Origin of the sequence: Roseivirga sp. 4D4, from assembly GCF_001747095.1 — a bacterium.
Classification (GTDB): domain Bacteria; phylum Bacteroidota; class Bacteroidia; order Cytophagales; family Cyclobacteriaceae; genus Roseivirga.
The window spans coordinates 600954-623970 of the sequence record NZ_MDGP01000001.1 but is presented as its reverse complement, the minus strand read 5'-3'; the positions used below and the strand labels follow the sequence as shown (position 1 = coordinate 623970).

The following is a 23017-nucleotide window of genomic DNA, read 5'->3' as shown; positions in this document are numbered from 1 at the left end:
TTGGAATCAATTATCATCGATGGTATTCAATAACTGTTCCAAACTATATTCATCTGATATCAACACTTGTCTCGCCTTGCTACCTTCAAATGGTCCAACAATTCCTGCGGCTTCCAATTGATCAATTAAACGCCCTGCCCGGTTATATCCGAGCTTCAACTTACGTTGAATCAAACTGGTACTGCCTTGCTGGTGTGCTACAATTAGTTTTGCAGCCTCCTCAAACAATGCATCCCTATCTGACAAATCTATGTCTCCACTACCTGAATCTCCTTCATCACCGGTGAACTCAGGCAATATGTAAGCAGTTTCGTAACCTTTCTGCGAACCAATAAAGTCGCAAATTTCGTCTACTTCTGGCGTATCTACAAATGCGCACTGCAATCTTGTGATATCAGAGCCCATGGAAAGGAGCATATCTCCCTGGCCAATCAGCTGATCCGCCCCGCCAGCATCCAAAATCGTTCTGGAGTCCACCTTTGATGTTACTCTGAACGATAGTCTTGCAGGGAAGTTCGCTTTAATGATACCAGTGATAACGTTTACAGAAGGTCTTTGTGTTGCCACAACCAAGTGAATACCAATTGCCCGAGCCAATTGGGCTAAACGTGCAATAGGTGTTTCCACTTCCTTACCAGCTGTCATCATCAGGTCAGCCAACTCATCTATCACCAAGACGATGTAAGGAAGGAATTTGTGTCCCTTCTCAGGGTTTAACTTCCTATCAATGAACTTCTGATTGTATTCTTTAATGTTTCTACAAGCAGCATCCTTCAATAAATCGTAGCGCTGATCCATCTCAATACACAAAGAGTTAAGCGTATTGATTACTTTCTTGGTGTCCGTGATAATGGGCTCTTCGTTATCAGGTAGCTTGGCTAAATAGTGCCGCTCGATTTTATTGAATAGCGTCAACTCCACCTTTTTCGGATCGACCAAAACAAACTTTAACTGGGAAGGATGTTTCTTATACAATAATGAAGTCAGAATGACATTCAGCCCAACTGACTTACCCTGCCCTGTTGCACCAGCCATCAGCAAGTGTGGCATCTTGGCCATGTCCGTTACAAATACCTCATTCGAAATTGTCTTACCCAAGGCGATCGGAAGGGCCATGTCAGAGTTCATGAATTTGTCAGTTGAAATCACAGACTTCATAGACACCATTTCCTTATTCTTATTCGGCACCTCTATGCCGATCGTTCCCTTGCCTGGAATAGGTGCAATAATTCTAATACCCAAGGCAGCCAGACTCAAGGCAATATCATCTTCAAGGTTCTTGATTTTTGAAATTTTGACTCCGGCCTCTGGTACTATTTCGTAAAGCGTTACCGTAGGACCTATAGTCGCTTTAATACTCGCAATACCAATTTTAAAATTGGTCAGCGTTTCAACAATCTTATCCTTATTGGCTTGCAGCTCTTCTTTAGTTACTGAAATCTTTCCTGTGGAGTACTCCCTCAGAAGGTTCACTTTCGGGAATTGGAATTTGGCCAAGTCCAAAGTCGGATCATAGTGACCTGCCTTTTCTACCAGTTTTTCAGCCTTCTCATTGATTTCAACTTCAAAGGCTGGCTCAGCATCCGGAACTTTAGGCTGTGGCTTGTTTACAAGTGCTACTTCCAATTCTAAAGCTGCCTCCTCAGGTTCTTCAATTGGTGTCTGAACTGGCTCAGGAACTACCTCCTCGACCTTTTCAATCGTTTCTATTTCCTTGGCCTCCTTCTCTTCTTTCAAAGAAACCACCCAGTCTTTTAACTCAGCTTCTGCATCTACAGCCTCCTCAGTTTCAGGTGCTGTGGACAATGCTTCACTCACTGGAGTATCTTCAATGACTGGTAATACCTCATTGTCTTCATCGTCAGTAGTAGCAACTTCAGGTGTCTTTTTTAGAGATAAAATCTCGGTGATATTAAAGAAGAAAATAACAAATACTAAAAGTGTAAAGGCTAGGAAAAGCACTGTACCAAAGCCGAGAAGGTTATCAAAGAAAATCGAAAGCTGATAACCCAGACCACCGCTGTAAAAGCTCCATTCCGAAATAGATTCATCTCCTTTGATCATGGAGCCCATTAGCAGGCTTATCCAGATTAGGAAAAACAAAGTGAAAACAATGGCTCTTGATAGCTTAACCAACGCCTTACCCCAAATGACTTTGTACCCAAAAATGAAAAGCAATGGAGGGATGAGAAAAGCAGCAATTCCAAACCATGAGAATATCAGTTTATGTGCTACTAGCGCACCCAACAGTTTCATCCAGTTACCTGCTTCCTGACCTAAAGATTTTACCGTTTCATTCTGATCGAAGAATGCCTCCACAACACTCTGGTCCATTTTTCCAGTGAAGAGGTAACTAACACAGGCTAGGAAAATGAATACTGCCGTGAGTAGAAGGAAAAAACCGATGGACAATTGAAATCTTCTATCCCGAAGAAAGGGAATGTCGATTTTCAGCGAACGTTTCTTTTTGGGGCCTTTGTCCTTGGTATTGGACTTAAAAGTGTTGGACTTATACGTGTTTTTAGCCATCTAAAAATCTAAAACCTGATAATACGAATTTAATCGAATATTATGAACCTATACTGATCATTCATCAAACGACCTAAGCCTTACTTTCTTTCTATTTTACTAGACCTTTGTTGATTCTCTTGATCATTCCTGGCCCTTCATAAACAAAACCGGTATATACCTGAACCAAACTGGCACCAGCCTCTAGCTTTTCTTTTGCATCTTCTGCAGTCTGTATGCCACCTACTCCAATAATTGGAAATGAACCATTCGATTTCTCATGAAGGAATCGGATAACTTCGGTCGATCTGTTCTTTACTGCCTTACCACTTAATCCTCCGGCACCAATTTCCTCGATGGTAGTCTTAGGTGTTTTTAAACCTTCTCGAGAAATAGTTGTATTCGTGGCAATCACTCCATCGATGCCGGTCTCATTCACAATTTCTATAATGTCTAGTAACTGCTCTTCTGTCAAATCAGGAGCAATCTTAAGTAAGATGGGTTTCTTGTCAGCGAATGCCTTACCTGCCTCTTGGAGACTATTCAAAATATGTTTGAGCGGTTCTTTCTCCTGTAGGGCTCGAAGGTTTGGCGTATTGGGTGAACTTACATTAACCACAAAGTAGTCGACATAAGGATGTAGTCCATTGAAGCAAATCAAGTAGTCATTAACAGCCTCCTCATTAGGCGTTACTTTGTTTTTACCTATGTTGCCACCGATTAAGACGTCTGTTTTCCGATCTTTCAACCTCTCAATGGCCTCATCGAGTCCGCCATTATTAAAGCCCATTCGGTTAATAAGGCTCTGGTCTTCCGGTAACCTAAACAACCTTGGCTGAGGATTTCCTGCCTGAGGCTTGGGCGTAATGGTACCAATCTCAATAAACCCAAAACCCAATGCTGACAACTCATTGTAGAGTTTGGCATCTTTGTCAAAGCCAGCGGCTAAGCCAACCGGGTTTCTAAACTTCAGACCAAAACATTCGACTTCCAGTTCTTTATTCCGAAAATCATACAGACTTTTACTAATTGCTGCTACTCCGGGAATCTTAAATAATCGTTTGAGCCACCTAAAGGCAAAATAGTGAGCTGATTCTGCGTTTTTGGTGAAGAGAAAGGGGCGTATTAGAGTTTTATACAATTGGGGGAATCTTTCCACAAAAATAGAGCTTAATATGGAAAGCTATAATGGTTTCTAAAGGAAATACTCAGGCTTGTTTCTTGTACACTCAGAAGGACCTTTATCAATACCATTACTAGCTTCTAGGATGATACTCCTGAATCACTTGTCTTAGATAATCTCTGTCCAAATGCGTATAGATTTCAGTAGTCGTAATCGACTCATGTCCCAACATTTCTTGCACCGCTCTTAGGTCTGCTCCTCCCTCTATCAAATGCGTTGCAAATGAATGTCTAAACGTATGAGGACTAATCGTTTTTTGGATTCCGGCTTTGGCCACAAGGTCTTTGAGGAAAGTAAAAACCATTTGTCGCGTCAGCTGCCGGCCGCGTCTATTTAGAAACAGGAAAGACTCATGACCAGGTTTTATATCAAGATGAACACGCACCTCATCACGATAAATATTGATATGCTTCAAAGCAGTTTTCCCGATAGGAACTAGACGCTCTTTACTTCCCTTACCAAAGACTCTTATGAACCCCACATCAAAATGAATATTGGACACCTTAAGGCCGATCAGTTCGGACACACGCAAGCCTGAACTATAGAGCGTCTCTAGCATAGCCCGGTTTCTTGTACCCTCGGGTGTTGAATGATCAATGGCCTCGAGTATTTGGTCTATCTCTTCAACGCTAAGCGTATCCGGTAGCTTTCGACCGAGCTTTGGTGCTTCCAGCAAAACCGTAGGATCACTGTCTAGTTCTCCCTCATAGACCAAAAACTTGTAAAAGGACTTTAAACCTGAGATTATCCTTGCCTGGGAAAAAGCACTCATCCCCACTTCGTTAATCCACTCCACCATATCCTGAAGTTCGACTATGGTGACCTGCAGAGGATTCAGGTCTTTTTCTCTTAAGTCTAAAAACTGCTTGAGCTTCACGATATCGCGAACATAGGCATCTACAGAATTTTCACTCAGCGATCGTTCCAGCTTGAGGTAATTCTCATATTCCTGAATGTAGATATCCCAAGACATGACCAAGTATAAGCAAAACTTAGTATAGATTCTGAAAGAAATCTAGAATGGATTAGATTTGTCCATCATGAAGGTAATCATCATCAACGGCCCAAACCTCAACTTACTCGGAACCAGAGAAAAGAGCATCTATGGTGATCAAAGTTTCGAAGCTTACTTCGAAACACTGAAAAGTAGCTTTTCAGCCATTGAGTTGGAATACTATCAGAGTAATGTAGAAGGTGAATTAATTAACAAGCTTCATGAAGTGGGCTTTAGTCATGATGGCATTGTCTTTAATGGCGGTGGCTATACGCATACTTCAGTGGCCATATCCGATGCTATTGCCGCAATCGAGACTCCAGTAGTTGAAGTGCACATCTCAAATATTCATGCACGTGAAGAGTTCCGACACTTAAGCCTTATCACCAAAGAATGTGCAGGCCTGATTACCGGCTTTGGCTTGAAGGGTTATGATATGGCCCTTTGGTACTTACGAAACAAAACATAAGACTCTGCCAAAATCACTGCGCTTTTTTTATTCCCTGTCACTGTTTATTCTACTGCACTCCTTCGGTCTTGCACAAGTAAGTATAAATGGGCAAGTACTTGATGCCAAAACAAATGAAGCAGTTGCATATGCACATATATTGTTTCTGAGAGGCTCTGTTGGCACAGCGGCTAATCTTAAAGGGCTTTTTCAGCTCACTTTAAATGACGCCAACCTGAATGATAGCGTTATGATTAGGAGTATTGGGTATTCCCCTGTCAAGCTAACTGTAAGCGACCTATTAAATCAACAAGTGGTTAGGTTAGCTCCTAACACAATTGAACTTGGTGATATTGAAGTAATCGCTGAACAAGACGAATTTGAGACCCGGACCTTCATGTTGGATGTGGTCAAAAAGTATAATCAACAACGGAATAAAAACTCTCACATTGCCACTACCCATTTCAGAGAATACGCACAGTACAAAGGGAAATTTATCATGTATTTTCAAAGCCTTGGTTATTCCATTATGGTTAAGTTGAACAAAAACACCCCTCTAATTGGCAACTATCACTTCTTCTATGAAAACACAAGAGCACATATCGAAAATACAGCCTGGGCGGCTTATGATAATAATTTAAATGATGAGTACAACCGGGGGAATGTTCGGCCTTCGGCCTATTCCATTTTAAACCTGTTTAGAAGAATTGAAGTATGGGGAATCCTTTCAGAAGAGTTTGTAATCCAACACAAATTCAAGTTTCTGAAAGAGTTCAAAGAAAACTCAAGGCTTGTTTATCAAATCAGTTACAAGTGGAAGGGTGATCGCGGAATCATTCAGGTAGACGCTCATTCACTCGAGGTCATTCGAATCGTTGCAGATACTAACAATTACTTTAGTAACCCCTTCAATAAAGAACTCAAGGCCAATGCTACACTCAAATTCAGCTATTTTAGCGGCACTCCTTACCTATCATCTGCAGATATTGACTACAAGCATAAAGGGCTTAGCCACCACCTAGAGTTGCAAGTCCTAAGCCAAAAGCTCAAAGACTTTGAAATAGATAAGGAAGAGTTGAAAAGCCTTGGTCTGTTTGAACGCAACCCACTCATTCAGTACGAGGCAGAAGAGTTCCAGTTTCTAGATTTCATTGGTAAAAGTCCAAATGAGCAAATAGCCATTGACTTGGTTGGGTCTAAAGATAGACTTGAAGGTTATTTCAAGGCTTATTCGGGCAAATGGTTGGGTCATGAATTCAGGAAGACAAGACCTGTTCCTTCAGGAGACATTCTGAAAAAATTAACGGACCTTAAAAAGAATTTCTGACCACCAATCTCTAGCTTTGCAAAAACACTTTTGTGATGCTGAGTTTCAAGGAAATCATCTCTGTAACACTGATCCTATTTTCTGTCATAGACATATTGGGTTCAACGCCTGTTATCATAGATTTAAGGAAGAAAAACGGACATATCCAGTCCGGCAAAGCCACTCTGGCTGCTGGTGTTCTGATGATTCTGTTTCTCTTCGTAGGTGATAATCTGCTAGGCCTTTTTGGTATTGATGTTGGCTCATTTGCCATTGCAGGTTCATTGGTCATGTTTATCATCGGTTTGGAGATGATCCTTGGTAGAAACTTCTTCAAAAACGATGCTTCAGCCGCAGGCACCTCTTCAATAGTCCCAATAGCATTTCCATTGATCGCAGGAGCAGGAACGCTTACCACAATTATCTCCATCAGAGCTGAGTATAGCGAATGGAACATTCTTGTGGGTATTATTGTCAACCTTGGCTTTGTATATCTCGTGCTAAAATCAACCAATTGGCTGGAGCGAAAAATTGGTCCGGCAGGCTTAGGTGTTCTTCAAAAGGTTTTCGGAATTATCCTTCTCTCTATTGCCATCAAGTTATTTAAGGATAATATTGCCAATATATGATTGTAATCTATACGGATGGTTCCTCAAGAGGCAACCCTGGCCCAGGTGGCTATGGCACAGTGATGAAATACAAAGAACATCGCAAAGAGATGTCTCAGGGCTATAGAAAAACCACAAACAACCGTATGGAGCTGCTTGCAGTCATCATTGGATTAGAGAGTCTCAAGGTCGAGAAGGCCAAAGTGAAGGTATATTCAGACTCCAAATATGTGATTGATTCTGTAGAAAAGGGATGGCTATGGAACTGGATGAAAAAGGATTTCAAGGGTAAGAAAAACAAAGACCTTTGGCTTCGCTTTGCTGAAATTTACAAGAAACACTACGTCACTTTTCAATGGGTAAAAGGCCATGCCGGTATTCCTGAAAATGAAAGATGTGACCAGCTTGCTGTTGACGCTGCTGAAAGTAGTGATCTATTAGTGGACGAAGGCTTTGAGTCTGGACTTTACTCTTAATTCCTGTTTTGTCGAATACCTACTTCCAATTCAAACAATTCCGTATTGATCAGCCGATTGATGGCATGAAGGTCACTACAGATGGCTGCATCTTTGGAGCACTTATCAAACCTGCGCAAGAAGGTAAAATACTGGATATTGGTACGGGAACTGGTTTGCTGTCCTTAATGATTGCCCAGAGAACCAATGCCAAAATTGATGCTATAGAAATTCATCCTGAAGTGGCTGAACAGGCGGCTCGAAATATTGTGAACTCGCCTTGGTTTGATCAAATCACTGTGCTCAATCAAGACTTGAGCACCTACAAGTCCAAGGAACACTATAATCAAATTGTCTGTAATCCACCTTTCTTTAAAGACAATCACAAAGGAAAGTCCAAAACGAAGAATACCGCAATACATGATGACACACTCCCGATGACATTGCTATTAGCACATTCATTTGAACTACTAATGCAAGAAGGTTCTTTTTGGGTAATGTATCCGGCTCATGAAATGAGCCTGTTTGAGGACTTGGCCACCTCGAAGGGATTCTCCATAAGACAGAGAACGAATATCTATAATAAGCAAGGCGGCTCAGTCTTTCGTGTGATCTCCGAATTCACTAAAGGGATAAACCCCGATTTTGTTGAAACCAGCCTAACGATTAAAGGACAGGATGACTCCTACTCAAAAGAGTTTATACACCTTTTAAAAGACTATTACCTCCACTTATAAAGTCAATCCATTCCATTAAGTGTCAGGCTTGCAGTCACTAAATAATTCCAATATCTTGCGCCCTTTCTAAAAGCACCATGGAAATACTAGGCATAGACGTTGGCGGCAGTGGAATTAAAGGTTCGATTGTCAATACTGACACTGGATATTTGATTTCAGATCGATTCCGAATACCCACTCCCGAAGGTCGGAGACCCGATGATATTGCTGATGTCATCAGTCAAATTCAGGAGCACTTCAATTGGAACGACAACATTGGAGTGGCCTTTCCAACCGTGGTCGTGAATGGAAAAGCCAAATACCATAGCAACCTCGATGAAAGCTGGAAGGGCATGCAGATCGATGACTTGTTCAGAGGACGGTGCAATCAAATCTTTAACGTAATCAACGATGCGGATGCAGCTGGCTTGGCAGAAATGAAGTTTGGCGCTGGACGCCATCATTCGGGCGTTGTGCTGATGGTCACTATTGGCACTGGTTTGGGCAGCGGTCTTTTTTATGATGGGGTATTGGTTCCCAATTTTGAACTTGGACACCTCTATTACAAAAATGGCGACCTTATCGAGTTTTATGCCGCTGATTCAGCAAGAAAAAGAGAAGAACTCTCTTTCGAAAAGTGGGGTAAACGACTCAATAAGTTCTTGAAGCATATTGAACGTGTCATCAATCCTGATTTTATCATTCTTGGTGGTGGTGTGAGTAAGCATATACACAAGTACCGCGATCAGATTACGATTCAAACCCCCTTTGTGGTGGGAGAAAAAGAGAACAACTCCGGAATCATTGGGGCTGCCGCCTACGCAGCAGATCATCATAAGTGATTCAACACCTCTTCCAGTTCGGGAAAGTCATTTTGATCGTAGATAACCTCTCCTTTATTCAAAAACCTTTGCATGCCGAGCATCACCTCAAAGTTGGGTTGATGTAAGTGTTTTGGAATCTTATAGATACGTTCGTCCTTTCTGTCAAAAGGGGTTTCTACTTTTGATCCAAATAAATAAGGCATCAGAATCTTCGAACAGCTAAAGGCAATTCTATCAAATTCATTCTCTTTAAAGTGCCGTATGAGGCGAGTGTTGATATCTTCAAAAAACAGAAGGGTCTTGGCTAACCTTACCCTTGAACCAGCTCTTGACTTACCCTTTGTTTTTAAGTGCTTGATTTGACTTGTCCCTTGTTTTTTACGGACCATATAAGCCGTAAACACCTTATGCTCCAAACACTTTCCCCCCTGAAACACCCCCACAGACGCGCTACCCGTCTGCACTAACAACATCAGGTATTTGACTTCTGAATCAGTAAGTACAGCATCGGCAGATACCTTGACTGTAATCGGAAGCCTTAGCTGAAATCCATTTCCTTCTCTACTAAAGTGGATGGAGTGCTTTTCAGAATTATAACTTCTGGAAAAATCGGTATTGTCCATAGCCCTAACGAATTCTAGTACGCCATCCCGATTAAGAAAATGATGCTTTTCATCCACACGGCAATAATCTTCATTTTAGCCTAGAAAACACAACCTTTGAACAGGAAACATGATTACTTAACTTTATATGGTAATCGCATAAGATGCACCTAAACACCTCGTTACTTACTAGACTCAATGACCAAGAAAAGAACGAAACGCAATAAGCTACTCAAATGGCTGTTCGGCCTATTGGCAGCAGGAATCCTTGCGGCTTTTGGATTCTTCTTAAGTGTCTATTGGGAACTATGGGAACCACTTCCATCCAAAGATCAATTAGCAAATATCCGCCAAAGTGAAGCCACAGAGGTTTATGCTGAAGGTGGCGAGCTGTTAGGCAAGTACTTCATTTTTGATCGACAGCCTGTCACCTATGATCAAATCCCACCTCAGCTCATTGATGCGCTCATTGCCACAGAAGATTCTCGATTCTTTAAGCACAATGGTGTAGACCGAAGGAGTTTGCTCAGGGTCATTTTCAAAACCATCTTATTGCAAGATGAATCTTCCGGTGGAGGTAGCACACTCTCGCAGCAACTGATCAAAAACCTTTACCCAAGAAAAGATCATGGACTCTTTTCCATGCCCGTGAGTAAAGTTAAAGAGGCGATTTTGGCCACTCGACTAGAAAACATCTATTCGAAGGAAGAAATCCTGACCCTTTACTTAAACACCGTTCCTTTTGGCGATAATACCTTCGGCATTGAGAGTGCGGCTGAAAAGTTCTTCGGTAAGGCTGCAGAAGACCTAAAGCTTGAAGAGTCAGCAGTTATAGTCGGGATGCTGAAAGCTTCATATCGTTATAACCCCAGAATATTTCCAGAAAGGTCCAAGCTAAGGCGAAATGTAGTATTGAATCAGATGACGAAATACGGATATCTTTCAAACGAAGAATACGATATAGTTTCCCAAAGGACCTTAGACCTCTCCTATCGACCTTTCAGTCATGACAAAGGCATTGCTCCGTATTTCAGATCCTCCCTGAGGCAAAAGGTCCAAGATTGGTTAGATAATTACAATGACTCTACTAATAACGACTATAACCTGTTCACCAGTGGGCTCAAAATTTACACTACGCTGGACTATGATATGCAACGGTTGGCCGAGGAATCTATGACGGAACATCTCCGTGATTTGCAGACGGCCTTTGAAAAGAGCTATGGTGCCAATGCACCTTGGTTGAAAAACACGGAGATCATCAGAAATGACATTGTTCAATCACCCACTTATAAAAGATTAAAAAGCAAAGGCTTAAAAGAGTCAGAGATCATTGACTCCATGAGTGTCAAGCACAATGTAGAGTTATGGAATTGGGATGGAAAGAAAGTTGTAAAAGCTAGCACACTAGACAGCATAAGACACTATAAAAAGTTCCTCAATGCAGGCGTACTATCCGTCAGTCCATTTTCAGGTCAGGTCAAGGCATGGGTAGGTGGAATCAATTTTGAGCACTTTCAGTACGACCATGTCAGACAAAGCAAAAGACAAGTAGGCTCGACTTTTAAGCCTATCGTCTATGCAACAGCTCTAGAAAACGGCACAGACCCCTGCAAATTTTACTCTGCCCGCCAGGTTACCTATGCTAACTACAATAATTGGACACCAACCAATGATGGCGCATCGGATTATGACAAGCGCTACACTATGAAAGCCGCGTTAAGCGGATCGGTCAATACGGTCGCGGTCAAAGTAATGGAGGATGGTGGAATGTATAATGTCATCGATTTGGCTCATAATATGGGCATTGAATCGGAGATTCCTGAAGTACCCTCTATAGCCCTTGGAACAGCAGAAATGTCCGTCATGGAATTGGCAAAAGCCTATACTAGTTTTTTGAATAGTGGACGGCCTGTGACACCTCACTTTATTACTAGAATCGAAAATAGTGAAGGTGAAGTACTCGCCACTTTCGATCCAGAAATAACAGAAGAACCCGTTTTCACTGAGGCAACGCGAGAAGTGATGATTGAAATGATGAAGGGTGTGATTGAGGATGGTACTGGCCAGCGTCTTCGTTGGAAGTATGGACTTCAGAATGATATAGTAGGTAAAACTGGTACTACGCAAAACAATAAAGACGGATGGTTTGTAGGTCTAACCCCTCGCCTCGTCACCGTAACTTGGGTGGGTGCCGATGACCATCGTATTGGTTTCAGAACAACGGCCATGGGCCAGGGTGCTAATTCAGCGCTTCCGATATTCGGTAAGCTCTTTCAAAAGATGAATGCAGACATGCAGTTCGATCGGTATACGAAAGTGGAATTTCCTCCTGTCTCAATTGATGTCCTTAATCGAATGGGCTGTGCTCCTGAAAAGAAAGAAGGGCTGTTAAATCGTGTTTTCGTAAACAACGAAAAACCTAAGGTATCGGAATTCAAAGGAGGGAATAAAACCGCTGAGCCTAAAAAGAAGGAAGGTTTGTTTAAGAAGATTGGCAACCTCTTCAAGCGCAAAGACAAGAAAAAGAAAGATAGAAAAGGCACTTAATCCTTGACATCTTATTGGTTCAGCACTGAAGCCAGCGCACTGTAATACCGGTCTGCCACCACTTTTGCCCCTTCTGCCGTATAGTGCACCCTGTCGAGTAGATAGGAATCTGACCACCCACTAGCCATATCAACAGCTACTACGGTTGATAGACCTGTAGCCTGGGCATTGGCCAGCACAGATATGTTGCTATTGAGCTCTCCCAATATTTCCCAGTCACGGCTTGACATGGCATCGGACTTTGCTGGAGCTATTTGCTCTACTACTATGATTATCTCTGAGTTGAGTGCCTGTAAGAAGTCAATGATGAGATTAATATTTTCAGCAACCTGATCGGGGGTGACCCCTCCGGTTAGGTCATTTCCACCAATTCCCAGTAAAACGATATCAGGAATATTTAAAGGGTCGATGATACTGGTGAAATTATCCAGAAGTGTGCTGGACCTCCAACCACCAAAACCGGCATGGTCTGGATCAAAAACAAGGTTTTGGTGAGAAGGATAACTGATTAGATCAGTTTCCGGGCCGATCAGGTTGAAACTCCAACCATTGTCCACCAGGTTTTTCCAGAAATCGTAGCGATAACTGCGATGGCCCTGTAAACTAGATGATCCATCCACCCTAGAATCACCCATAGCCATAATCTTATAGGTAATGATAGGGTTCTCTGTACTATCATCACTACTACATGAAACAGCAATTAAAAGTAGAAAAGTGTATAGAAAGACTTTTTTCATAATCTGATTGATTTGAATAAAGCCAGCCGAGAAGTAAAAGCAAATTTGATAAAAATAATGGATGTACAAGTCAACATTCCAAGATTAATCGACTCTACAACGTGAACCCTTGCAAAAGCGTACAGAGATCAGGAAAAAAATCTCAGTCCAGCACTACTTCCTCCTCGACAAACTCAAAACCAAGGGTCTCTAATTCGTCTAAAATTGGATTGTAAAACTCTGGGGTAATCGGAATTTGAACACCTCTCGCCTCTATCTTTCCCTCCATCAGGAGTTTAGTCGCAATGCCCAGTGGCAAACCAACCGTCTTTGACATGGCTGTATCATAAGCGTTCTCGCCAGTAGCAACCATAGCAGAGCGGATTCTTTTTGTTTGCCCTCCCTCCTTGTAATCGAAGAGGTGCCACATCACAATTTGGTCTTTCTTCTCAGGACCAATGGTCCATTTCTTTTTTAGAATATGCTCTAGTACCTGAGCTGGAGTACCCTTCATCAAACCAACAGGTTCTTCATCAAACATACCCAACCACCTCAGCTTATGCATTTCTGTTCCGTCAACGTCCAGCTTTAAATAGTGCGCTAATTTCAATTCTATCGAATCATTCGGGTTGTAGGATAGAAACGAATTGACAAACTGCCTATGGGTCATGTCTGACACACCTTCCATCTGATAGGTGTCGTCCGTGGCACCGAGTTGCACGAAAATATCCCAGGCCCTACAAAAACCCGGTCTTCGAAGTGTTCCCCTATAAAGCGTTTGAATTCCATGAAGTCCATAAACATCCAAATACTTCAATGAATCCCTGTTGGCATAGCCTTCAAAATATCCATGACCCGGAATGTGGATCATTTCTATTCGTCTGAAAAGTCTGGAATATGGAATGTACTTATACCTGCCTTCCTGAATAAACTTAACTGTTCCCTGGCCAGCCAGTACTACGTTTCTTGGGTTCCAGGTAAAGGCATATTGCCAAGGGTTATCATCAGTAACATCCGGTGCTAGCAATCCGCCAGTAAAAGACTCAAAAGCCCTTAACTCTAAACCTTTCTCTTCACGAATATGATCGATCACCTTTTTTGCAGACATATGATCGATCCCTGGATCAAGGCCGCACTCGTTTAAGAAAAGTAACCCTTTGGCTTTGGCCTGTTCATTCAGGCTGGTCATATCATCAGAGACATATGAAGCTGTCAATAGGTGCTTTCCAAATTTCAGGCAGGTCTCGGCCACAATCGGATGAAAAGAAGCTGGTAGCATAGAGATAACTACATCACTCGAGCTGATCAAGGCATCTCGTTCATCTTCTTGATTAATATTAAAAGCCACCGCTTTCCCATTGGCAGCCCCCTCCACCTTCTCTTCCGCCAATTGAAGGGCATAATCGGCTACCGTGACCTTCCAGTTTTTCGCGCTTGCTTCTTTGAGTAAATAGGTAATGAGTGAAGTGGCAGAGCGACCTGCTCCTAAAACCAGAATGTGATCCATAGATGAGTTCGTTTAACCCCGAAATAGGCGAAAAGCATGTTAACTTCAAATGATTAATTGAAATGCTTCGAGACAACCTTCCTACAAAAGATACGTATCTTCCCATCCGCTTTATATTACTAAATGGCAAAAGAACTTAAGCAAGAAGTCTCACTTCTCATCTATCAAGAATCTGAGTTAGACAATACGACACTCGACTTGGTTAATAAGGCAAGGGAAATCGGGAAGCAAGCAAGAGCTCCCTACTCTGGTTTTCAAGTTGGGGCAGCAATATTACTCTCCGATGGATCGATCGTCTTAGGCAACAATCAAGAAAATGCAGCATACCCTTCAGGACTCTGTGCCGAACGCGTTGCCTTCTTCGCTGCTAAGGCCAACAAGCCAGAAGCAAGTATAGTGAAAGTGGCCATTGCCGCATTGAGCATGAACTCGAGTGAACTCAATATCCCCGCACCATGTGGAAGTTGCCGACAGGTGATGAGCGAATATGAAAATGATCAAGACAAACCGATCGAAGTCTATTTAACAGGTGGTACTGGCGATATTCTCAAGTCAAATTCTATTGACAACCTCTTGCCCTTTAAGTTCTCTTCTGACCAACTGGGAAATTAATGGAACATAGAATTTCATTCGAATTCAATGGACGGTATGAAATGCTTGGAGAACCAAGTGAACAAACTGAGCAATTATGGTTTGTCTGTCATGGTCATGGCCAACTCGCAAAGTATTTTATCAAGAAATTCGAGACGCTGAATGACGGCAAACATGTTATTGTCGCGCCAGAGGGTTTGTTCCGATATTACTTACAAGGCTTTACCGGAAGAGTCGGGGCCACCTGGATGACCAAAGAAGACAGAACTTTCGACATTCAAAACTACCTCACCTTCCTAAGTGCGGTTATGCAAGAAGTTAAGCAGAAGCTAAATCCGCAGGTCAAAGTGACGCTATTTGGCTTCTCTCAAGGTGCTGCAACGATTTCTCGTTTTGCCACACAAACGGACGTTACTTTTGATCAATTGGTATTGTGGGCGGGAATCTTCCCTCCTGACCTTCCACCTTTAGAGAGTCAGAGAAGATTATCGGATAAAACCTGCTTTTTGGTCTATGGATTAAAGGATCAATACCTGACGGAGCCTAGAATAAAAGAACAGGAATCTATTGCGGCTCAAATAAAAGTGACCCCCGAAGTATTAACCTTCGAGGGTGAGCATGAATTGAATGATCAAGTCATTCAGCAAATCAGCCAGAAGACTTAGCGCCAGAACCTAAATTCACGCGTAAACTTCGTGACAATTCTTGAAGGGATAATTGTAACTGGCCCTCTGTAGATACCTCCATTATCTCCGATATCTTCTACCCTAACCGCTACGGTATTCTTGCCGGGTTTTAGTACACCTTCCGGTATATCGTATATCCTTAATTCACTAAAACTTCTAGATCGACCTATTCTCCTGCCATCATTGGTCTCACCGATTTTTACGCCATTAACGAAGATTTCATCAAAGTCATCAATGTATCCCCCTATTAGCGTGAATTCGGTCTCTTTACCACCAGAAGGCATTTCGAACTCCTTTCTATACCAGGCAAAGCCTTTGTAATTACGCATGCCGATCGTCTTCCAATTTGATGGCACTACGATATCTTCCCATCGAGAGTCGTCATAATCAACATCGGCAAATTCATCACGATCACGTCTGGATATTTTCCAAAGGCCTTCTAGCGAGTACATTTCATTGTAAGCGGCATCTGCTACGAGCAGTCCTACCTCCCCACTATAGATTCCTCCTTCTCCACCCTTATCAAAGATTCTTACAGCGATAAGATTCTCACCATCGTAATTGAGTAATTCATTGGGAATTCGGTATTCACGTTTTGCATTCCAAGCAGTGTAATAATCGGGCGGAAACCCTCCTGAAAAACCTATTTTAACCCCATTGAAGAAAACTTCATCTACATCATCGATGTACCCCAGGCGTAGATAGTGGGCGCCTTCCTTTTCAAGTTCGTCTCCACTGAAAGTGGTACGATACCACGCATAACCGTCATAGCCGTTAAAGCCCTCTCTCTCCCATCGTCTTGGCACGTAAATCTCTTCCCAATCAGAATCGTCATATTCCACACCCGCCCATTCTTTATGGTCTCCAATGGAAAACTTCCAATACCCTCTTAGGTTAAGAAGACGATCGAGGTCTTGTGCCTGAGTCGCTGCAGTGACCAACAGCAGCATTCCTATCATTAATCTTTTAAACATTCTTTCGCGTTTCTAAAAAACCAACCGCTCTACTTAGAGCGATCAGTCAGTTACTAGTTTAGTTGTAATTCGTTTTTGCCCTTGGGCTTCGTTGTTATATTTCAAACATACGAGGCTTTTGAAAGGTGTATGTCATGTTGGGGTAAAGAGATGTCATAAAATGTCACAAGTCAAACACCATGATTTTAAACACCTATATATCAATTACTTATAAACTTGTATCCTACTCCATGTACGGTTAATATATATTTAGGTTCATTTGGATTTTCTTCAATTCTTTGCCTTAGTCTAAGCATGAAATTGTCAACTGTCCTTGTCGTAGGCTGACTTTCATAACCCCAAACCTTATTCAATAGATCATAACGACTGACCACTTCATTTTTGTGTTCCATCAGGTATTGCAAAATCTCATACTCCTTATGAGACATTCGCACATCACCATCACTATTTTGAGCAGTAAATAAGGAGAAGTCAATGGTCAACTTACCGATTACGACAGGGCCCTCTACAGCACTATTCTCTGGAGTTTTAATTCTTCTTAGAATGGCCTTTACCCTGGCAATCAGTTCTCTCAAACTGAAGGGTTTTGTCAAATAGTCATCAGCCCCGAGCTCAAGGCCCAATACCTTGTCAATCTCTTCGCTCTTCGCTGTCAGGAATATAATCGGAGTCATGATTCCCTTTTTTCTGATGGCCTTACATACATCAAAACCTGACATTTTCGGCATCATAACGTCCAATATGATCAGATCAAAATTTCCGTTCTGAGCCTTTTCCAGTCCCTCTTGACCATCAATAGCCACCTCGACAGTATAGGATTCAAATTCGAGATTATCTTTTAAGCCAAGGCGCATGGCCGGCTCATCTTCCACGATCAGTATGTTAGACATCTTCTTCTTTATATAGTGGGAAAATCAATTTAAAGGTACTGCCCTTGTCAGGGACGCTATGGACTTCAACGGTGCCCTCGTGAGCATCCATAATATGTTTCACAATAGTCAGTCCCAAACCCGATCCTTTTGTGTCATGAACATCTCCATTGGGTACCCGATAAAACTTTTCGAAAAGCTTGTTCAATTGATTCTTTGGAATTCCCATTCCATGATCTGTAACTGCCACAAATGCTTTTTGTCCTTTTAGACCCGTCTTAATTGTCACCTGCTTCTCTTCCAGGCTATACTTCATAGCATTGTCAATCAAGTTGACCAATACCTCAGTCATTGCCTCCGAGTCGGCATTAATAAGAAGCCTTTCGATATGACAATTCAGGTCGTATTGAAAGCCATTGTTTTCGAGGTGATAAGAGTAGGTATTGAAGACATCTTTCACGACTTCATTAAGATCCAATTGTCGCTTGTCATAGGTGCGCTTGCTGGCTTCAATTTTTGAGAAGCTTAGGATACGATTGATCATATTGGTCAATCGGCTTACCTCTTTGGTAATTATACCATAATACTCCTTCTTCTTCTCCTCGGTCCTCACTCTATCCATCAGAAGGGTTTCCGCAAACATGTTGATCAGCGCCAGAGGTGTTCTGATTTCGTGTGACACATTCGATACAAAATCGGCTTTCTTTTGGGCCAATTTCATCTCTTGCTGAATATTTCTGAAGACCAAATAGATCCCCATGATCATCACCAGCATCAAAAGACCTAATGCCAACAAGCTTTGACTTTTACGTTTATTCACCGCCTCTTCAACAGTTCCTCCGGCCCTTGTAATACCGATCTCATATTTCGGCAGGAGATCGATCGGCTCGCTCTGAATACTATTGGGTGCCTGATCAGAAGTAGAATACACTAAGTACCCATCAGAAATTCTTCGGCACGTAAGAATAAAATCTTCTCTGGCAATTTCCTGGAATTTAGGCACCAGATATTGTTCGATCATTAGAACCGCATCAAAGAAGTATATACCGTATTTGGCTGATTCACCTGATCCTAGCACAAAGAAGAAAAAGTCCAGCTCCTTTCCATTATTGAAAAACGGGCTGTCGCTTTTTTCAATTTTCATAAAATCTCCAGCCTCCTTATAGCGGAGCAAGCGACTAAATACAGCGACATTCTCACTGTATATACTGTCGGCTACAACTTCAAGACCATCATCCATATGCGAGCCCAGCGTATACAACTGTTCACCAGGGCTATTCGCATCTTTTAGATAAAGCGCCCAAAAGAAATTGTAGGTACTCAACTCATCCATCCACTCACTGTCGGAAACTACACCAAGATCACGATCCATCATGGTGGTAATGTCCGAGACTTTATCCTGAACACTTTGATTAATAGAGAAGAGAACGGACTCTAATTGGCGTTCATAAATCTTCTCCAATTCACGTTCGTCAACGGTCAGTGAGTTCAATTCAAAAACACCATATACGATCACGGGGATGACTAATATGGATAGAATAGCGATGAGCGGTCTATTTGCGCGTTTTTTCAACCTGGGGCGTATTATATCTGCTCGAAAATACAAAAAGGAAAGGGTGCCAATTAATTCTGTGACAATCTTTTACAACCCGTGGATTTTTCAAGACTAATTCATATCTTTGCAGGCCGAAAAACAAATACATTAAAAATGTTAAACAATTACGAGACAGTATTCATTTTAAATCCCGTTTTGTCTGATGATCAGATGAAGGATGCTGTCGGCAATTACGAACAACTCCTAAAAGACAATGGAGCAGAGATCGTGAACCTAGAAATGTGGGGACTTAAGAAATTGGCATACGCCATTCAGCACAAGTCTACAGGTTTCTACAACTTGATTGAGTTCAAAGCCGACCCAAAAACAGTAGCAGCCCTAGAGATTGAATTCAAAAGGGATGAGAAAATCATGCGATTCTTAACCGTGTCTTTAGATAAGCACGCAGTTGAGTATAACGCAAGAAGAAAAAGTGGCGCTTTTAATAAGAAGAAAAAAGAGGAGGCAGCAGCATGACATTAGTAAACGAACCAATCAACAGAGAGCAGCAACGCAAGAAGTATTGCCGCTTCAAGAAAAATGGAATCAAATACGTTGACTACAAGAACCCAGATTTCTTGATGGCCTTCGTAAACGAGCAAGGTAAGATTCTTCCAAGAAGACTTACTGGTACAAGCTTGAAATATCAAAAGAAAGTGACTCAGGCAGTAAAAAGAGCAAGACACATTGCTTTGATGCCTTACGTAGCTGACGGATTGAAGTAAACCCTAGACTGTATATAAAGATGGACGTTATATTAAAGACTGATATTAAAGGTTTAGGCTACAAGAACGATACTGTTAGCGTAAAACCAGGTTATGGTAGAAACTACCTTATCCCTCAAGGCTTTGCTGTACTAGCAAGCGAGTCAAACAGAAAGATGGTTGCTGAGAACATCAAGCAAGCAGCTCACAAAGCAGACAAAATCAAAGGAGACGCTCAGGCGATTGCTGATGCAATTGGCGATACTGCTCTTGAGATCAAAGCAAAAGCTGGCGACAGTGGCAAAATCTTTGGTGCTGTAACTACCTTGCAGATTTCTGATGCTTTAAAAGCTAAAGGAATTGATGTAGACAGAAAGAAAATCTCTTTCAAAGGAGAAGTAAAAATGCTTGGCGAATACGAATTAGAAATCGATCTACACAAAGAGGTGAAGAAAGATTTAAAATTCTCTGTAGTCGCTGAATAAGGTGATACCAAACGAATTAGAAAGCCTTTCCGATAATCGGAAAGGCTTTTTTTGTACCCGAGCGCTCCTAGCTCCTAGCTCCTAGCTCCTAGCTCCTAGCTCCTAGCTCCACATTACGAAAGCTTTACATAATAGAAATACATTTTATAAGAATAATTACTTAACTTTTTAATCTATAACTATTGAATGAAAAATCAGATTTTTATGAAGAATATATACACACTCCTACTTCTCTTATGCACCACTTTTTTAAGTGCCCAGTCCTATGTGGATAAAACCGGTGATACAATGACTGGAACCTTAACCATGGGATCCAATGCTCAAATAAAACTCAATCAGACTTCAGACTTTTTAGGGCTAAGGACAACCTCAACGGGAAACAACACAACCAAACTTCATTTCTTTAGGAACTTCTCTTATGAAGAGAGCGATGCTGACCTTATTACCCTAGATCGCTACGGTAAACTCGGCATTGGAACTACTTCGCCAGTGTACCTTCTTGATGTCGCTGGAGGCGGTCGATTCCAAGGAGCCGCCTATTTTGATGGTGGAAATAACATTATCAATGCTACAACGAATGAATCCGGATTCGTTTTCAGAAATAATAACAACACAAGAGCCCAATTTGCTTGGATAGAGAGTGGTGGTTATATGGGCGTATGGAATGCTAGTACAGGAATCTGGCAGCAACGCTGGAAGAATAGTGGTCAAACAGAAATTAATGTAAATACACTCATTAATGGCAAACTTCAAATGGCCGGTAGCCCACTACCTAGATGGAATAATAGTATCAGCAGCTATGTGGTTGAATCTCCTCATTTTTATGGAACAGATTCTGATATGGCAATATTTCTCGGTGAAGCCGGTAATGAAATATCGATTAGAGGTTCATTAGGTATTGGTGTTACAAACCCATCGGAAAAACTCCAAGTCATCGGTAATGCGATCATCAACGGCAACATCGAATCCAAAAAAGTAAAAGTGACTGCAACCCCAGGCTCAGTTCCTGACTATGTCTTTGCCAGCGACTATAAATTGAGAACGCTTACAGAGCTTGAAGACTATGTTAATACCAACAAACACCTTCCTAATATCCCATCCGCAAAAGAAGTAGAAAACAACGGTCAGGATGTGGGTGATATGCAGTTGAAACTCTTGGAGAAAGTCGAAGAACTCGTGCTCTATACCATTGAACAGCAGAAGACAATAGACAGGTTACTAAATAGAATTGAAAAACTCGAAAACCCTAAGAAAGATGAAAAGTAGACTCACACTAATTGGACTTATTATCTCGACCACAATTATGGCCCAGTCCTATGTAGACAAAACGGGTGATACTATGACTGGAGACCTCAGTGTTACAACCAACGGTGGCACCACTGTTTATAATGGACTCGGTATAACTTATAACCGGACTACCTCATATTTAAGGCCAGACAATAACCTTAGTCGTAACCTATACATGGGAGGCTATTCCCCTGGAACTAACGATTGGATTAACGTTCACATCAGAGCTACCAACTTGTACTGGAACGACTCCAGGTTGTTAACAGAGGCAGGAGGAAGTATAACCGGAGACCTCATGATTGGCAGTAATACTAGAACTTCAACCAACTTGAATCTTACCGCAACAAACACGGCTGGTGCTCCAGCCATGACCACATCTATCAAAATGACAGGATACGAAGGCCGTGGTAAAGGCACTTTCTTCAATGACATTTCCTATGCAGGTGAGTGGTTTGCCGGTGTTCCTTATGCTTCTATTCACGACCTTTATCAAATTGGCTTTGATGAAAACGGTGGTCAGGCGGAGTATAAAGCCAATGCAGTTTTTAGTATCTCGCATACGGGTGCCACAACTTTGGCAGGCAGGCTAACCACCAATGGTGGAAACAATATTGTTAATGCAACAACAAATGAATCAGGCTTCATCTTCAGAAATAACAATAATACACGAGCACAATTCGCTTGGATAGAGAGTGGTGGCTATATGGGCGTTTGGAATGCTAGTACGGGAGTTTGGCAACAGCAATGGAAGAATAGTGGTCAAACGGAAATTAATGTAAATACACTCATTAATGGCAAACTTCAAATGGCCGGTAGCCCACTACCTAGATGGAATAATAGTATCAGCAGCTATGTGGTTGAATCTCCTCATTTTTATGGAACAGATTCTGATATGGCAATATTTCTCGGTGAAGCCGGTAATGAAATATCGATTAGAGGTTCATTAGGTATTGGTGTTACAAACCCATCGGAAAAACTCCAAGTCATCGGTAATGCGATCATCAACGGCAACATCGAATCTAAAAAAGTAAAGGTCACGGCCAATCCGGGTTCAGTGCCTGATTATGTATTTGCAAGCGACTACAAATTGAGAAGCCTTGCGGAGCTTGAGAGCTATGTCAACACGAACAAGCACCTACCTAATATCCCCTCAGCCAAAGAAGTAGAAAACAATGGTCAGGATGTGGGTGATATGCAGTTGAAGCTCTTGGAGAAAGTCGAGGAACTAGTGCTTTATACGATTGAACAGCAGAAGCAACTAGAAAAGCAACAAAAGGAAATTGAAGCACTTAAGAAACAAGTCAAGCGCTTAAAGAAATAAAACAATAACCCTCACAACCTTAGCACCAAGAGTCTCCATGCCATCAGATGGAGATTCCCGTATTCGCGGGAAGGACGACTGGATTTGCATCA

Annotated in this window: 23 protein-coding genes; 14 read left to right on the top strand and 9 right to left on the bottom strand. The window is 41.9% G+C overall.

What is annotated here, in order from left to right; translation table 11 throughout:
- Positions 1-6: 6 nt before the first annotated feature.
- The 3 genes from BFP97_RS02675 to xerD all read right to left on the bottom strand — a co-directional run bounded on the left by BFP97_RS02675 (position 7) and on the right by xerD (position 4664).
- On the bottom strand, positions 7-2529 hold the full coding sequence (locus BFP97_RS02675; RefSeq protein ID WP_069840936.1) for an FtsK/SpoIIIE family DNA translocase: 2523 nt from the start codon (positions 2527-2529) through the stop codon (positions 7-9).
- A 91-nt stretch (positions 2530-2620) separates the two neighbouring features.
- Positions 2621-3649: a quinone-dependent dihydroorotate dehydrogenase gene (locus BFP97_RS02670; protein ID WP_069840935.1), complete on the bottom strand. Its 1029-nt coding sequence runs from the start codon at positions 3647-3649 to the stop codon at positions 2621-2623.
- Between the two features lie 115 nt (positions 3650-3764).
- Positions 3765-4664, bottom strand: coding sequence for a site-specific tyrosine recombinase XerD (xerD, locus tag BFP97_RS02665; RefSeq protein ID WP_069840934.1), 900 nt, complete (start codon positions 4662-4664; stop codon positions 3765-3767).
- A gap of 67 nt (positions 4665-4731) precedes the next feature.
- On the opposite strand from xerD, the gene aroQ reads away from it, so the two are divergent.
- The 6 genes from aroQ (at position 4732) to ppgK (ending at position 9060) form a co-directional block, all read left to right on the top strand.
- Positions 4732-5154: a type II 3-dehydroquinate dehydratase gene (aroQ, locus tag BFP97_RS02660; protein WP_069840933.1), complete on the top strand. Its 423-nt coding sequence runs from the start codon at positions 4732-4734 to the stop codon at positions 5152-5154.
- Positions 5117-6460: a carboxypeptidase-like regulatory domain-containing protein gene (locus BFP97_RS02655; protein ID WP_069840932.1), complete on the top strand. Its 1344-nt coding sequence runs from the start codon at positions 5117-5119 to the stop codon at positions 6458-6460. The genes aroQ and BFP97_RS02655 overlap by 38 nt, the downstream gene beginning before the upstream one ends.
- A gap of 35 nt (positions 6461-6495) precedes the next feature.
- The gene (locus BFP97_RS02650; RefSeq protein ID WP_069840931.1) at positions 6496-7068 is read left to right on the top strand and encodes a MarC family protein; all 573 of its coding nucleotides are present in this window, start codon (positions 6496-6498) and stop codon (positions 7066-7068) included.
- The gene (gene rnhA / locus BFP97_RS02645) at positions 7065-7523 is read left to right on the top strand and encodes a ribonuclease HI (protein ID WP_069840930.1); all 459 of its coding nucleotides are present in this window, start codon (positions 7065-7067) and stop codon (positions 7521-7523) included. The genes BFP97_RS02650 and rnhA overlap by 4 nt, the downstream gene beginning before the upstream one ends.
- Before the next feature lie 8 nt (positions 7524-7531).
- The gene (locus BFP97_RS02640; RefSeq protein WP_069840929.1) at positions 7532-8239 is read left to right on the top strand and encodes a tRNA1(Val) (adenine(37)-N6)-methyltransferase; all 708 of its coding nucleotides are present in this window, start codon (positions 7532-7534) and stop codon (positions 8237-8239) included.
- 77 nt (positions 8240-8316) lie between these two features.
- Complete coding sequence (ppgK, locus tag BFP97_RS02635) at positions 8317-9060, top strand: polyphosphate--glucose phosphotransferase (RefSeq protein ID WP_069840928.1); 744 nt, start codon at positions 8317-8319, stop codon at positions 9058-9060.
- Here ppgK and BFP97_RS02630 read toward each other — a convergent pair.
- On the bottom strand, positions 9051-9722 hold the full coding sequence (locus tag BFP97_RS02630) for a hypothetical protein (RefSeq protein WP_139135162.1): 672 nt from the start codon (positions 9720-9722) through the stop codon (positions 9051-9053). The genes ppgK and BFP97_RS02630 overlap by 10 nt on opposite strands.
- A gap of 120 nt (positions 9723-9842) precedes the next feature.
- Between BFP97_RS02630 and BFP97_RS02625 the strand changes: the two genes are divergently transcribed.
- Positions 9843-12191: a penicillin-binding protein 1A gene (locus BFP97_RS02625; protein WP_069840926.1), complete on the top strand. Its 2349-nt coding sequence runs from the start codon at positions 9843-9845 to the stop codon at positions 12189-12191.
- 11 nt (positions 12192-12202) lie between these two features.
- On the opposite strand, the gene BFP97_RS02620 is transcribed toward BFP97_RS02625, so the two are convergent.
- Complete coding sequence (locus BFP97_RS02620; RefSeq protein WP_069840925.1) at positions 12203-12928, bottom strand: SGNH/GDSL hydrolase family protein; 726 nt, start codon at positions 12926-12928, stop codon at positions 12203-12205.
- A 142-nt stretch (positions 12929-13070) separates the two neighbouring features.
- A complete protein-coding gene (locus BFP97_RS02615) occupies positions 13071-14414 on the bottom strand; it encodes a saccharopine dehydrogenase family protein (protein ID WP_069840924.1) in 1344 nt (447 codons plus the stop codon).
- 123 nt (positions 14415-14537) lie between these two features.
- Here BFP97_RS02615 and BFP97_RS02610 point away from each other — a divergent pair, with 123 nt between their 5' ends.
- Together BFP97_RS02610 and BFP97_RS02605 are read left to right on the top strand one after the other, a co-directional pair.
- Entirely contained in the window at positions 14538-15026 is a 489-nt protein-coding gene (locus BFP97_RS02610; protein WP_069840923.1) for a cytidine deaminase, read from the top strand.
- Positions 15026-15670, top strand: a complete 645-nt coding sequence (locus BFP97_RS02605; protein ID WP_069840922.1) for an alpha/beta hydrolase — start codon at positions 15026-15028, stop codon at positions 15668-15670. Before BFP97_RS02610 ends, BFP97_RS02605 begins: the two co-directional genes overlap by 1 nt.
- On the opposite strand, the gene BFP97_RS02600 is transcribed toward BFP97_RS02605, so the two are convergent.
- The 3 genes from BFP97_RS02600 to BFP97_RS02590 all read right to left on the bottom strand — a co-directional run bounded on the left by BFP97_RS02600 (position 15667) and on the right by BFP97_RS02590 (position 19107).
- Positions 15667-16665, bottom strand: coding sequence for a beta galactosidase jelly roll domain-containing protein (locus BFP97_RS02600; protein WP_069840921.1), 999 nt, complete (start codon positions 16663-16665; stop codon positions 15667-15669). The genes BFP97_RS02605 and BFP97_RS02600 overlap by 4 nt on opposite strands.
- A 200-nt stretch (positions 16666-16865) precedes the next feature.
- A complete protein-coding gene (locus BFP97_RS02595) occupies positions 16866-17555 on the bottom strand; it encodes a response regulator transcription factor (RefSeq protein WP_069840920.1) in 690 nt (229 codons plus the stop codon).
- Complete coding sequence (locus BFP97_RS02590) at positions 17548-19107, bottom strand: sensor histidine kinase (RefSeq protein ID WP_139135161.1); 1560 nt, start codon at positions 19105-19107, stop codon at positions 17548-17550. Before BFP97_RS02590 ends, BFP97_RS02595 begins: the two co-directional genes overlap by 8 nt.
- A gap of 135 nt (positions 19108-19242) precedes the next feature.
- Here BFP97_RS02590 and rpsF point away from each other — a divergent pair, with 135 nt between their 5' ends.
- From rpsF to BFP97_RS02565, 5 genes are all read left to right on the top strand, one after another.
- A complete protein-coding gene (gene rpsF, locus BFP97_RS02585) occupies positions 19243-19605 on the top strand; it encodes a 30S ribosomal protein S6 (RefSeq protein WP_069840918.1) in 363 nt (120 codons plus the stop codon).
- Positions 19602-19853 carry a 30S ribosomal protein S18 gene (gene rpsR, locus BFP97_RS02580; RefSeq protein ID WP_069840917.1) on the top strand — a complete coding sequence of 84 codons (252 nt, stop codon included), beginning with the start codon at positions 19602-19604 and terminating at the stop codon, positions 19851-19853. Before rpsF ends, rpsR begins: the two co-directional genes overlap by 4 nt.
- Positions 19854-19873: 20 nt before the next feature.
- Entirely contained in the window at positions 19874-20317 is a 444-nt protein-coding gene (gene rplI, locus BFP97_RS02575) for a 50S ribosomal protein L9 (RefSeq protein WP_069840916.1), read from the top strand.
- Between the two features lie 204 nt (positions 20318-20521).
- Positions 20522-21583: a hypothetical protein gene (locus tag BFP97_RS02570; RefSeq protein WP_139135160.1), complete on the top strand. Its 1062-nt coding sequence runs from the start codon at positions 20522-20524 to the stop codon at positions 21581-21583.
- Positions 21573-22925, top strand: coding sequence for a hypothetical protein (locus tag BFP97_RS02565; RefSeq protein ID WP_069840914.1), 1353 nt, complete (start codon positions 21573-21575; stop codon positions 22923-22925). Before BFP97_RS02570 ends, BFP97_RS02565 begins: the two co-directional genes overlap by 11 nt.
- The last annotated feature ends 92 nt before the right edge of the window (positions 22926-23017 follow it).